Here is a 12,002-nt window from a genome sequence, read left to right as displayed (position 1 = left end):
GATGGTGCGCGAGAATAAGACCAAGAAACTGCTGAAAGAGGGCAAACACGCCATAGGTATAATGGTGAGTGAGATAAGAACGCCCGGCATAGCACAGATGTTCGCCACATCGGGCTTCGATTTTTTCGTTATAGATACCGAGCATTCGCCTTTCAGTCTCGAAACCGTTCAGGACATGGTTTGGGCGGCGAGGGCCGGAGGGATCACCCCGATCGTCAGGGTGCCAACCAGATACGGCCATCACAATCTCTCCAGACCGCTCGACAGCGGTGCGGAGGGTCTTTTGGTGCCACAAGTTGAGACGCGCGAGGAGGTCGAGCAGATAATAAAGGCGACCAAGTACTATCCTCTCGGTGAGAGGGGCATGGCTTTGAGGAGAACACCGACGAACTTCGCGTCCGTGAGGGGTGAAGAGGTCACCAAGTGGGCCAACGAGAACACCCTGATCATACTGCAGATAGAGAGCAAAGAAGCCATAGACCATCTTGAGGAACTGATCTTGCCTGGTGTGGATGCGTGCCTGATAGGACCCAACGATCTGTCGCAGAGCCTCGGTGTGCCTGGGAACACGAAGCATCCACTCGTTCAGGAATACGTGGATAAGTTCGTTGAGAAATGTTTGAAGCTCAACGTACCATGTGGCATACACCTTCCAACGCCCGAGGCGCTGCAGCCATGGATCGAGAAGGGTATGAAGCTTTTGATGTGTTCCAGCGACATCAATCTGATCGTCGATAATGGTAAAAAGATCGTCGATGCCTTGAAGCAGATGATCCAAAGGAGGTGAGACGATGTATCCTTGGCACGACACGTTCCACATGGGCTTGATACACTTCATGGCGTATCCCAACGCGAAGGGTGAGGAAGAGATCCTCTCAACGGTGAAGAGAGTGCTCACGGACGAATTCTTCCAGGCGATCGAAGTGAGCGCGCTCATCGAAGAGAATACTTTGAAGAAGATCGGCAAGATGTGCGATGTTGCCAGAGTCGAACTTTTGATAGCTGCCCAACCTCTGGTTCTCTCCAGAAAATTGAATCTGAACTCGCTCAACGAAGAAGAAAGAAGGCTCGCCGTTGATGAGATCAAGAAGGCCGTTGAAAAAGCCTACGTTTCTAATGCAAAAGCCATCGCCTTTCTGAGTGGCAGAATGCCCGAGAAGGAACAACTCGGAGCGGCGAAGGAAAGATTGGTCGAATCTCTGTGCGAGATCTGTGACTATGCGAAACAGAGGTCTGAAGAGTTCGGTTACACGCTGGCTGTGAACCTCGAAGTTTTCGATTATTCGATCGAAAAGAACGCGCTCGTTGGTCCTGCACCGATAGCCTTCGAAATCGCTTCGAAGGTGAGATCTTTCCACGACAATTTTGGCTTAACGATCGATCTGTCACACCAGCCACTCTTGTTCGAAGATCCTTTCTACACACTGAATTTACTCTCACCTTTCGTGACGCACATCCACGTGGGCAACGCGGTGCTCGAAACGAACCATGTAGCTTACGGAGATCAACATCCGAGGTTCGGAATAAGTGGTGGAAAGAACGACGTGGAAGAACTCACCTACTTCCTCAAAGCTTTGGTCAAAATTGGCTATTTCGAAAGAAAACTTTCAACGGAAAAACCTGTCATCTCTTTCGAAGTCAAGCCGTTGCCTGATGAAGATCCAGACCTTGTTGTTGCGAATGCGAAGAGAACTTTCCTCACGGCCTATGCAAAACTTCTCAAGGAGGTTTGATCGATGAATAGGTTCAAAGTCTTCGTGACGAGGAAGATTCTCGAGGAAGGATTGAACATGCTCAAGGAGCGCTACGACGTTGAAGTCAGCGATTACGACGGAGTCATACCCAGAGAAATGCTTCTGGAGAAAGTCAAAGGAGTCGATGCGCTGGTCAGTTTGCTCACGGACAACATAGACGCCGAGGTCATGGACGCCGCAGGTCCCAATCTGAAGATCATCGCGAACTACGCGGTGGGTTACAACAACATCGACGTCGAAGAAGCAACGAAACGAGGTATCATGGTCACGAACACACCTGGTGTGTTGACCGAGACCACAGCGGACTTCGCTTGGACCCTTCTCATGGCCATAGCACGAAGAGTCGTTGAAGCGGACAGGTTTGTCAGGGAAGGCAAGTTCCGCGGTTGGGAACCCATGCTTCTAATCGGCACCGACGTTCACGGAGCCACGCTCGGTATCGTGGGATTCGGGCGCATAGGTCAAGCCATGGCGCGAAGGGCTCTTGGATTCAACATGAGAGTTCTGTACTACGACAACGCGAGGGTAGATGAGCAGATCGAGAAGGAGTTGAAGGCCACCTTCGTCGATCTTCCAACGCTCTTGAAAGAATCGGATTTCGTCACACTCCACGTACCTCTCACAAAGGAAACACACCATTTGATCGGTGAGAAAGAACTCAAGATGATGAAGAAAGATGCTTACCTCATCAACACCGCGAGGGGTCCCGTGGTGGACGAAAAGGCGTTGGTGAAAGCTTTGAAGGAAGGTTGGATCAAGGGAGCTGCGTTGGATGTGTTTGAGAACGAACCCGAGGTAGAACCTGAACTGCTCAAGCTCGACAACGTAGTGCTCGCACCGCACATTGCTTCTGCTTCTTACGCCACAAGATCGAAGATGTCAGTCATGGTTGCTGAAAACGTCATCAAGGCACTCAGTGGTGAGGTACCGCCCAACTTGGTCAATCCAGAGGTACTGAAGAAAAAGTGAGGGCGAAAGCCCTCACTTTTTATGCCACACTTTTCATAGAACGTGCGTGCAACAATCGTGCCAAGAAAACCAGAAGAATCACTCCGATCGGCAAAAGAACGAACGGGCTGATCTTGAAGATTCCGTACAACAGATACATCACCAAGGCCACCATCGCACAAGTGATCGCGTAAGGAATCTGCGTGTTCACATGGTCCATGTGATCACAACCAGAGAATATCGAAGAGAGCACAGTCGTGTCAGAGATGGGTGAACAATGGTCTCCAAAGATCGCACCTGCGAACACCGCTCCCGCCATGACCGTCGTTGACAACCAAGGATCTTTAGTGATACTGTAGGCCACAGGTATCGCAATCGGTGTGAGGATTGCCATCGTACCCCAGGAAGTTCCAGTAGAGAAAGAAATGAACATGCCGATCAAGAACACGATCGCCGGTATTAATGCGAAAGAGACGTTCTCTCCGACGAGTGAAACCACATAATCTGCCAACTTCATGTCCTTGGTCACGGTCCCGATGGACCAGGCCATGACCAATATTGCACAAGCTAAAAGCATCAACTTGAAGCCGTCCAGCAAAGTTCGCATCGCCTCAGTGATGCTCATCAACTTGAAACTGAGCGCTATCACTATACCGACCAGCGCCATCGCAAATGCGCCCCACAACAGTGCCGTCGCCGCATCGGCGTTCCCAAGTTTCTCTATGAGAGTTTCTCCGCCCTGTGCAGCGCCGGTGTAGTAAAAACCGAAGATTGTGACAAAAACGAGTGCGACGATCGGCAGCACGAAGGTCATTATCATAGGCCTTTTTTCGATCGGTTTTCCAAGCTCGAAGTCTATGTTCAGCATCGGCATCGCGCCGTCTCTGGAAGTTTTGCCTTCTTTTTCAGCCCTGATCTCCGCTTTCAACATTGGCCCGAAGTCCCAGCCACTCACCGCTACGATACCGACAAAAAGAACGGTGAAGATGCAGTAGAAGTTGAACGGGATACTTCCTATGAATGCAGCGAGAGGAGCAACAGTCGTTATGCCCGCCACGGTCAATCCGTTCTGGATCATCGCGAGTTGGTAAGCTATCCAGTCGGAGATGAAAAAGGTGGCGACTGGTGCAGATGTCGAATCGAGGATGTAGGAGAGCTTCTCTTTCGAGATCTTCCTTTGCTCGAAGATATCCCTCATCACGTTTCCAACGATCGCAGAGTTGATGTAATCGTTGAAGAACACGATGACACCCAGAAGCCAAGCCCAAACGCTCGCCGATCTTTTGGTCTTTATCTTCGTCCTGGCCCAGTCAGCCAGAGCCTTGCTACCACCCAAGCGCCAGATGAAGGCTATACCTGAACCCATGAGTAGGTTGAACAAGAGCAACTTCGCGTTCCACTCGTCCGCCATGGAGCCGATGATCTTCTCGAGCGAATAAACCACGCCTGCGATGGGGTTGAAACCGTTCAAGAGCAGACCACCCGTGAAGATGCCGAGGAAGAGCGAAAGTATGACGTTTCTTGTCAGGAAGCACAGCACAATCGCCACAAGTGGAGGTAAAACTGCCCACGCCGTGCCTTCCATGTTCATACCCCCCCCAACAAAATTTGTTGCTACTATTATATACGCCAGATCTGTAGGTTGCAAGATTCTGGAGAGAGAAGAGAAGATTCGTCACTGTTTGTTTTTATTGGGAAATTTCAAGAACCAGAAAATCTTGGCTACTGAGCGAGGACGAAGGAAGATTTGCTTGTCCCCGTCGTTATTTGTGAAAATTTTGCTACGCCCACGAGTACAAATGACACGCTACGAAATGGTTTGGCGCGACCTCTATCAGTTGTGGTTCGATCTCACCACAAACCTGCATCGCTTGAGGACATCTGGTGACGAACCTGCATCCTCGAGGTGGATTCAAAGGACTTGGAACATCGCCTTTGAGTATGATCTTCTTTCGCTTGAGCTTTGGATCAGGAACGGGCACGGCCGAAATGAGCGCCTTCGTGTAGGGATGAAGTGGGTTCAGATAGAGTTCCTCACTCTCTGCAACCTCCACGAGCTTTCCAAGGTACATCACACCAATTCTGTGCGAGATGTACTTGACAACGTTCAGAGCGTGCGAGATGAACAGATAGGCCACACCGAGCTTTGCTTGGAGGTTCTCCAGAAGTTTGAGTATCTGACTCTGTATGGACACATCGAGCGCAGAAACGGCTTCGTCACAAACGATGAGATCGGGCTCTGTCGCCAACGCTCGAGCGATACAGATTCTCTGTCTTTGACCACCAGAGAATTCGTGCGGGTATCTGTTCATGTGTTCGACGGAGAGTCCCACCATTTCTAAGAGCTCTTGAACCCTTCTTTCAACTTCTCTTCCTTTCGCGATTCCATGGTATGCGATGGCTTCACCGATGATCTCCTTTATTGGAAGTCTGGGGTTGAGCGAGCTGAAGGGATCTTGAAAAACTATCTGCATCTTTGGACGAAGTTTTCTCAGCTGTTTCTGGCTCAATTTCGTTATGTCCACACCCTTGAAAACGATCTCACCGCTGGTGGGTGTCTCGAGCATCAGAACGCATCTTCCGGTGGTCGTCTTTCCACAGCCACTCTCACCCACCAAGCCGAAAGTTTCTCCTTTCTTTATCTGGAAACTCACCCCGTCTACGGCCTTCACCACGGCAACGGTTCTTTGGAATATGCCAGCCTTCACTGGGAAGTGCTTCACCAGGTTTTTCACTTCGAGCAGAACTTCGTTCATGCTTCCACTTCCTCGGGTTGTGATCCTCTCAAGAAACATCTGACCCTTCTGTGCTGGTTCACGTTCACAAGCTTTGGAACCTTTTCCCTGCAGAGATCGAAAGCGAAAGGACATCGTGGATGAAACCTGCAACCTGCCGGTAAATCCATCGCGTTCGGAACACTCCCCTCGATCGTGTGCAAAGGTTTCTTTCCAGGTTCGAGTTTGGGTATAGACTTCAAAAGCCCGTCCGTGTAGGGATGCAATGGAGAGTCAAACAAGTCTACACAAGGAGCTTCCTCGACGATTTGACCTGCGTACATCACGATGACCCTGTTGCACATCTCGGCGATGACTCCCAGATCGTGGGTTATGAGCAAGACGCTCATTCCGAAACTGTCCTTGAGCTGGGCGATGAGATCGAGTATCTGCGCCTGAACGGTCACATCGAGCGCGGTGGTGGGTTCATCCGCGATGAGAAGTTTCGGGTTACACGCGAGGGCCATTGCTATCATGGCGCGCTGTCTCATTCCACCAGACATCTGGTGCGGATAATCGTCGTAACGTTTTTCAGGATTTGGAATACCCACCAGCTTGAGCAGTTCGATCGACTTTTTCTTGGCTTCCTCCATGCTCACGTTCTGGTGTGTCACGATCGCTTCGGCGATCTGTTTTCCCACCGTTATGACGGGGTTCAGCGAAGTCATGGGTTCTTGAAAGATCATCGATATCGCGTTGCCACGAATCTTTCTCATTTCGGCATCCGAAAGTTGGAGCAGATCCTTTCCGTCGAAGAAGATCTTTCCAGAAGTGATCTTCGCTGGTGGAACTGGTAAAAGTCTCATCACGGCCAAGGAGGTCACGGACTTTCCACAGCCGGATTCTCCAACCAATCCGAGCACTTCCTCTTCTTCGATGGAGAAGCTCACCTTGTCCACGGCGTGTACGATTCCATCACTGGTGAAGAACTTCACGGTGAGATCCTCAACACGCAACAGCTCTGCCATCGTCTATCACCTTTGAATGATCCTTCTCGCACCGATGTATTTTCTATCGAGGTCCGCCGAATAGTCGGGATCGTTCGGATCGAAACTGTTTATCGCCACACCCTTGCTTCCAGAGTGGATATACTTCATGTTTCCGATGTAGATGCCCACGTGTGAGGGACCTGCCTTGTAGGTTTGGAAGAACACCAGATCTCCCATTTTGAGATCTTTCCTATCCAGCACAGGTTCACCCTGTTCGTACTGCATGTCCGCATCCCGTCTCAAGAAATAACCTGCCATCTTGAAGCAGAACTGTGTGAAACCCGAACAATCGAACCCGTAAGACGTCGTGCCCGCCCACAGATAGGGAAGTCCCAAATGCTGTTTCGCGATTTCGATGATGTACTCTGTACCTTTTTGAGTTGCGAAGACTTCGTGTCTGCTTTCGAACAACTGTGCATCGCTCGATCTCACGAAAAATTCTCTTTGATCGGGCAATCTCAGTTTCAACCATTCACCTTTAACTTCGACGCAAGGCAGTGTGGTTCCCTGTACGAGCTTCGCTTCGACCACACTCTTTGGGTCCATTTCGCTGTAAAGCTGTGCGAACTTGGAAACGATCAGTACGAAAGGTGAAGAGAGATATTCCTTCAGTTCAATCTCGCTCATGCTCACGATTTTGGATCCATCGATCCAACCTATGTAAGAATCTTCCATCTGCACCAAGTACCAATCGCCATCCCTCTTGAACAGTTTCAGAATGTCCCCCATGCGCGCCTGAGTCACCGCGTTCTTCTGCAAAGTTCTTCTGGGTGCGTCCATCAAGTTCACCACGTCCACGTTCACGACCGCAAAGATCTTCTCACCAACAGATTCGTCCGGCAAGAGTTTGATCTTGTCTTCGAAAGAAACTTGGAGAGCCGTTCTCAGTCTTTCGAGCAGAGATTCTTTCAATTTGGGTTCTGAAACTTCTCCAAAGATTGTCAGCTTTCCATCCTCACTACCCACCGTGACGTTGAACACCATTTCTCGTGGTTCGATCCTGAATTCTTTCTTGAACAGTTCTATCTGCTTTTTTGCAAGCTCCAAGCTTTCCACAGCCACACCACTCCCAAAGAACGAGATCGCAATCAATATCAAGCAGATCAAGGTGAGTTTTTTCATCATCGCACACCCTTTCACTGCTTCAATCTCGGATCGAGCGCGTCCCTGAGTCCATCTCCGAGCAGGTTGAAGGCGAACGTGGCGAGCATGAGCACCAGACCCGGCCAGACGGCGTACCAAGGTTGGATTCTGAGATACGCACTCGCCGATCTTATCATGTTTCCCCAACTTGGTGTCGGAGGAAGGATGCCCAACCCGAGGAACGATAGACCCGCCTCGGCCAGGATCGCGCCTGGTATGCCCAACGACACCGAAACGATGATCGGACCCATGCAGTTGGGAAGTATGTGTTTCACGATGATTCGAAAGTCTGAAAGTCCTTGAGCTTTTGCAGCTTCCACGAACTCAGTTTCCTTCAAATAGATCACCTGGCTCCTCACCAAACGCGCTTTCCCAGCCCAACCGATCACAGAGAGTGCGATGAACATGTTCGTCAAACCCGGGCCAAGCGCGAACATCATACCGATGTAGAAGAGAAGCTCTGGGAATGCGAACAACATATCCGCTACCCTCATCATCACCATGTCGATGACTCCACCGTAGTAGCCTGCCAGAGATCCCACGACGATCCCTATCGCCGTTGTGATGAGCTGCGTCATGACACCGACCGTCAGAGAGATCCTCGCACCGTAAATCAAACGCGAAAGGATGTCCCTGCCGTACTCATCGGAGCCGAGAATGTAAACTCCATTTTTGCATATCCCCGACGGTGAACCCATGGGTTTGAGACGATTTCGCAGGTCTATCTTGTTCGGATCGGCCGGTGCGAGCAAAGGTGCGAAAACGGCGACGAACACGACGAAGATCACGAAGATCAGCCCAAACATCGCCGCTTTGTTCTTTCTCAATCTTCTGAAGGCATCCGCATAAAGTGAAGCGGCCTTCTTCTCAGCCACAAGAGTTACCTCCTATTTCAACCTGACTCTCGGGTTCAAAAACGCATAGGATATGTCCACGATCAGATTGCCCAAAATGTACACGATCGCCGTGAAAACGACAGTTCCTTGAACGAGCGGAAAATCTCTTTCCGAAAGAGCCCAGACGGAAAGCCTTCCAAGCCCAGGAATCGCAAAGACCGTTTCGGTGAGGATGGAACCCGTCAACAATCCACTGAGTTGCATCCCGAGGATCGTCACTACGGGAATCATCGCGTTCTTGAGAGCATGAATGAAGATCACCCTTCTCTCCGAAAGCCCCTTGGCGCGAGCGGTCCTGATGTAATCTTGCCTTATCACGTCCAAAAGGGCGCTCCTGGTGTAACGAGCGATTGAAGCGGCGAACCTCGTTCCCAAGACGATCGCGGGCAAGATCATGTGTTTGAAACTGTAATAGCCAGATATGGGAAACCAACCAAGTTTCAGTCCGAAGACCAATTGTGCAACAACGGCAACCCAAAAAACGGGCGCACTCACTCCCGCGAGTGCGAGGATCATCATGGAACGATCAAGGATGGAATATTGCTTGACCGCCGAAATGATACCTACAGAAACTCCCAGCACTATTGCCACCAGGTACGAACTGAGAGCCAGTTTCAGAGTGGTGGGGAACGTATCGGCGATCATCTTGGAGACGGGCATATTGGTCTTGAACGATTTGCCAAGGTCTCCTCTCAACAGGTTGAACAGAAATCTCAAATACTGCACGATAAGTGGATCGTTCAGTCCCAGTTGCTCTCTTATCTGTTCAATTGCTACTGGATCTGCGTACTTTCCAACCATCTCCAGAACGGGATCACCGGGCACTACGTTGAGCAAGATGAAGGTTATCAGAGTGACTCCGATGATGACGGGTATTGAATAAAGTAGACGGCGAACGATGTATTGAACCACGATCGTTTTCCTCCTGAAAGGGCGGGCGTGCGCCCGCCCAAGGATTCACTCTTTGTACGCGTACAGATAGACGGTTATTCCAGTCGGATGAGCGATTATGCCGTGCACGTTCTTTTGAGTCGCAAGCAGGTATTTCAAATGGAACAACGGTATGACTGCTATGTCTTCTCTGATGATCTTGTACTCTATCTCTCTGTACATCTGCGCTCTCTTTTCCGGATCGACCTCGACGCGCGCTTTCTTGATCATTTCTTGGACTTCCTTGTTGTTGTAGCCGGAAGACATCTGATTACCCTCGCCGAAGAAGACGCCTATGTAGTTGTCTGGATCTGGAATGTCCGCCCACCAGTTACCATAATTTGCCGGGATTTTACCCTCTCTTCTCGCTTGACGGAATGCAGCCCTTTCGATTGGTATGATCTCGAGGTCTATTCCAACTTCCTTGGCCATCGCTTGGATGATTATGTTCGGCTGTGAGAGTGTGTCTCCACCCCACTGCCACGCCGTCACCTTGCCGATGTTTCCAAGCTGTGCAACCAATTTTTTCGCTTCTTCTGGGTTGTACTCGTAAGCTGGACCTTCTCCAAGTGGATAGGATCCGGGTATACCCGGTGTGACGAAACTCGTCGCCACGGTTGCTCTTGGTCCAAAGACTGCCTCTGCGAGCTCTTCCTTGTTGATCGCGAGCGCCATGGCCTTTCTCAAGATCGGGTTGGACCACTTTGGATCGCTCATATTCATCAAGAAATAGTACGTATTGAGCGCTTCCTTCTCGATGATGTTGTACTTTCCAGATTTCTTCAGCCTGTCGTACTCGAGTACGGGTATCGTCACCACGTCGAGCGTTCCCGCCTCGAACTCCATGAGCGCGGTCGTTGAGTCTGGGACTATTCTGAAAACTATGCCGTCGAGGTATGGAAGGTCCTTTTCGAAGTAATATGGGTTCCTCTCAAGAACGATCTCGGTGTTGGGTATGTGCCTCTTCAGTTTGAAGGGGCCCGTTCCCACGGGGTTGAGTTTCCAGTTGTCTCCAGCGGCTTTGACAAGCTTTTCGGAGTAGATCGAGGCACCTGGGACCGCAAGGTGGTACAAAAATGGTGCGTAAGCTTCTTTGAGTATTATTTGGAACTTGTAGTCGTCGATCTTCTTGAAACCTTCCAGGCTTGTGGATTCACCTTTGATGAACTCCTCGGCACCCAGTATGACATCGAACAACCACTTGCTCGCGCCCCTGCCCTTCGGACTGAGCATCCTCTCGATCGTGAACTTCACATCGTCGCTCGTGAGCTCCGTCTTTCCATCGTGGAACTTGATATTCTTCTTGAGCTCAAACGTGTAGACTCTTCCATCTTCAGAAATTTCTGGCATCTTCGCGAGCAGTTCCGGTTCGAGCTCCAAAGTTTCGCCCTTGTACCTCACCAGTGTGCTGAACAAGAGTCTTGCCAAAGCATAGGTCTGCAAGGTCGTGTCTTCCTGGGCATCGAATGTCATTCTGTCGGTGGTGAAGTAGTCGTACAGAGTGCCACCCCTTTTCGGCGCTTGTGCGAAGAGCATCACCGCGGCGAAGACCAAAACCGCTACCAGAAGAACTCTCTTCATGAGAACACCCCCTCAACAAAGTTGTAGGCCAAATTCACAATAACTTACAGATCAGCTCGTCCTTCTCTCCAAGCAGTAAGTCTATCAAAGGTATCTCGAGTAACGTGTAACAACCGGGCTTTTGCTTCACACTTGCACGAGCTGCTGCAACCATAACCTGTGCCGTTGCAGCTGGGTTGTTCACTGACATGTGGTATTCCATCCTTTGATTGCAAGCACCTGCGGAAGTTCCTTTCCTTTCTATTTTCACGGAATGACCCATGTCTATCAAGTCCTTCACAGTGCTGACTTGATTTATGTAAACTTCATCGTGACAGAAGTATGGATCTTCCGAGATCTTCTTCGCCACTTCGTCGAAATCGTATCCGTCCTCTAATTCCACGTACACGAGCCTCATGTGCATGCCCATGCCCTTCGGACAAGTGATCGAAACGGCATCCTTCACTCCCTTGATCCTCTTCACAGCCACGGTGTGACCCATGCTCATGCCTGGACCGAAGTTCGTACAAGTCATACCCTTCGGCGCGATGATCTGCATGACGGCTCTGATGAGCGAATCGGTTCCGGGGTCCCAACCCGCAGATATGATCGCAACACAATTGTTCTCCTTTGCTATCTCGTCGAGCTGTTTCTTCAGTCTGAGCGCCCCCTCAGCGCCATGTATGTCGTACGCGTCGATTGTGTTGATGCCTTTGTAGAGAAAACTTGGAGCGACGCTCGGCACAGCACGACTGTCGATCGCCAAGATCGCGACGTCAGGTTTTTCAAGTTCTTCCACGTTGCTCGTGACAGGTAGGTCTGTGATCTGACTCGAAATTTGACTCACTCGTTCTGGAATTTCAACGATTCCCACAGCTTCCATGTCTTGTGATTCTCTGACAGCTTGAAGCACGTACCTTCCGACGTTTCCCATGCCGACTACGGCCACTTTGATCTTCTCCATCTTCCCCCTCGCTTTCTGTGCAACACACCGATGAACTCCTCGAA

11 protein-coding genes are annotated in these 12,002 nt (G+C 50.4%); 3 read left to right on the top strand and 8 right to left on the bottom strand.

Annotation, left to right across the window (positions count from 1 at the left end; all coding sequences use genetic code 11):
• Positions 1-4 precede the first annotated feature (4 nt).
• From AJ81_RS04975 to gyaR, 3 genes are read left to right on the top strand one after another with little or no spacing between them, the layout of a single operon-like run.
• Positions 5-787, top strand: a complete 783-nt coding sequence (locus tag AJ81_RS04975) for an HpcH/HpaI aldolase family protein (protein ID WP_031504952.1) — start codon at positions 5-7, stop codon at positions 785-787.
• A gap of 4 nt (positions 788-791) precedes the next feature.
• Positions 792-1,733: a sugar phosphate isomerase/epimerase family protein gene (locus AJ81_RS04970; protein WP_031504951.1), complete on the top strand. Its 942-nt coding sequence runs from the start codon at positions 792-794 to the stop codon at positions 1,731-1,733.
• 3 nt (positions 1,734-1,736) lie between these two features.
• A complete protein-coding gene (gene gyaR, locus AJ81_RS04965) occupies positions 1,737-2,723 on the top strand; it encodes a glyoxylate reductase (protein WP_031504950.1) in 987 nt (328 codons plus the stop codon).
• 19 nt (positions 2,724-2,742) lie between these two features.
• On the opposite strand, the gene AJ81_RS04960 is transcribed toward gyaR, so the two are convergent.
• The 8 genes from AJ81_RS04960 to AJ81_RS04925 all read right to left on the bottom strand — a co-directional run bounded on the left by AJ81_RS04960 (position 2,743) and on the right by AJ81_RS04925 (position 11,958).
• On the bottom strand, positions 2,743-4,287 hold the full coding sequence (locus AJ81_RS04960) for a Na+/H+ antiporter NhaC family protein (RefSeq protein WP_038059826.1): 1,545 nt from the start codon (positions 4,285-4,287) through the stop codon (positions 2,743-2,745).
• Between the two features lie 196 nt (positions 4,288-4,483).
• Complete coding sequence (locus AJ81_RS04955) at positions 4,484-5,458, bottom strand: ABC transporter ATP-binding protein (RefSeq protein ID WP_031504947.1); 975 nt, start codon at positions 5,456-5,458, stop codon at positions 4,484-4,486.
• Positions 5,455-6,444: an ABC transporter ATP-binding protein gene (locus AJ81_RS04950; RefSeq protein ID WP_031504946.1), complete on the bottom strand. Its 990-nt coding sequence runs from the start codon at positions 6,442-6,444 to the stop codon at positions 5,455-5,457. The genes AJ81_RS04955 and AJ81_RS04950 overlap by 4 nt, the downstream gene beginning before the upstream one ends.
• Positions 6,445-6,450: 6 nt before the next feature.
• Positions 6,451-7,587 carry a C40 family peptidase gene (locus AJ81_RS04945; RefSeq protein WP_231845444.1) on the bottom strand — a complete coding sequence of 379 codons (1,137 nt, stop codon included), beginning with the start codon at positions 7,585-7,587 and terminating at the stop codon, positions 6,451-6,453.
• 14 nt (positions 7,588-7,601) lie between these two features.
• Positions 7,602-8,483: an ABC transporter permease gene (locus tag AJ81_RS04940; RefSeq protein WP_031504944.1), complete on the bottom strand. Its 882-nt coding sequence runs from the start codon at positions 8,481-8,483 to the stop codon at positions 7,602-7,604.
• A 12-nt stretch (positions 8,484-8,495) separates the two neighbouring features.
• A complete protein-coding gene (locus AJ81_RS04935; RefSeq protein WP_031504943.1) occupies positions 8,496-9,416 on the bottom strand; it encodes an ABC transporter permease in 921 nt (306 codons plus the stop codon).
• A 45-nt stretch (positions 9,417-9,461) separates the two neighbouring features.
• Entirely contained in the window at positions 9,462-11,015 is a 1,554-nt protein-coding gene (locus AJ81_RS04930) for an ABC transporter substrate-binding protein (RefSeq protein ID WP_031504942.1), read from the bottom strand.
• Positions 11,016-11,049: 34 nt separating this feature from the next.
• Positions 11,050-11,958: a diaminopimelate dehydrogenase gene (locus AJ81_RS04925; RefSeq protein ID WP_031504941.1), complete on the bottom strand. Its 909-nt coding sequence runs from the start codon at positions 11,956-11,958 to the stop codon at positions 11,050-11,052.
• Positions 11,959-12,002 lie beyond the last annotated feature (44 nt).

Source organism: Pseudothermotoga hypogea DSM 11164 = NBRC 106472, assembly GCF_000816145.1.
Lineage (GTDB): Bacteria > Thermotogota > Thermotogae > Thermotogales > DSM-5069 > Pseudothermotoga_A > Pseudothermotoga_A hypogea.
Note: the sequence above shows the minus strand (reverse complement) of the source record. Positions and strands in the feature narration are given on the sequence as shown.

Bases quoted from the DNA above. Each gene is read 5' to 3' on its own strand.
- AJ81_RS04970 (WP_031504951.1), top strand. From the start codon at position 792: ATGTATCCTTGGCACGACACGTTCCACATGGGCTTGATACACTTCATG.
- gyaR (WP_031504950.1), top strand. From the start codon at position 1,737: ATGAATAGGTTCAAAGTCTTCGTGACGAGGAAGATTCTCGAGGAAGGA.
- AJ81_RS04960 (WP_038059826.1), bottom strand. From the start codon at position 4,287: ATGGAAGGCACGGCGTGGGCAGTTTTACCTCCACTTGTGGCGATTGTG.
- AJ81_RS04955 (WP_031504947.1), bottom strand. From the start codon at position 5,458: ATGAACGAAGTTCTGCTCGAAGTGAAAAACCTGGTGAAGCACTTCCCA.
- AJ81_RS04950 (WP_031504946.1), bottom strand. From the start codon at position 6,444: ATGGCAGAGCTGTTGCGTGTTGAGGATCTCACCGTGAAGTTCTTCACC.
- AJ81_RS04945 (WP_231845444.1), bottom strand. From the start codon at position 7,587: ATGAAAAAACTCACCTTGATCTGCTTGATATTGATTGCGATCTCGTTC.
- AJ81_RS04930 (WP_031504942.1), bottom strand. From the start codon at position 11,015: ATGAAGAGAGTTCTTCTGGTAGCGGTTTTGGTCTTCGCCGCGGTGATG.
- AJ81_RS04925 (WP_031504941.1), bottom strand. From the start codon at position 11,958: ATGGAGAAGATCAAAGTGGCCGTAGTCGGCATGGGAAACGTCGGAAGG.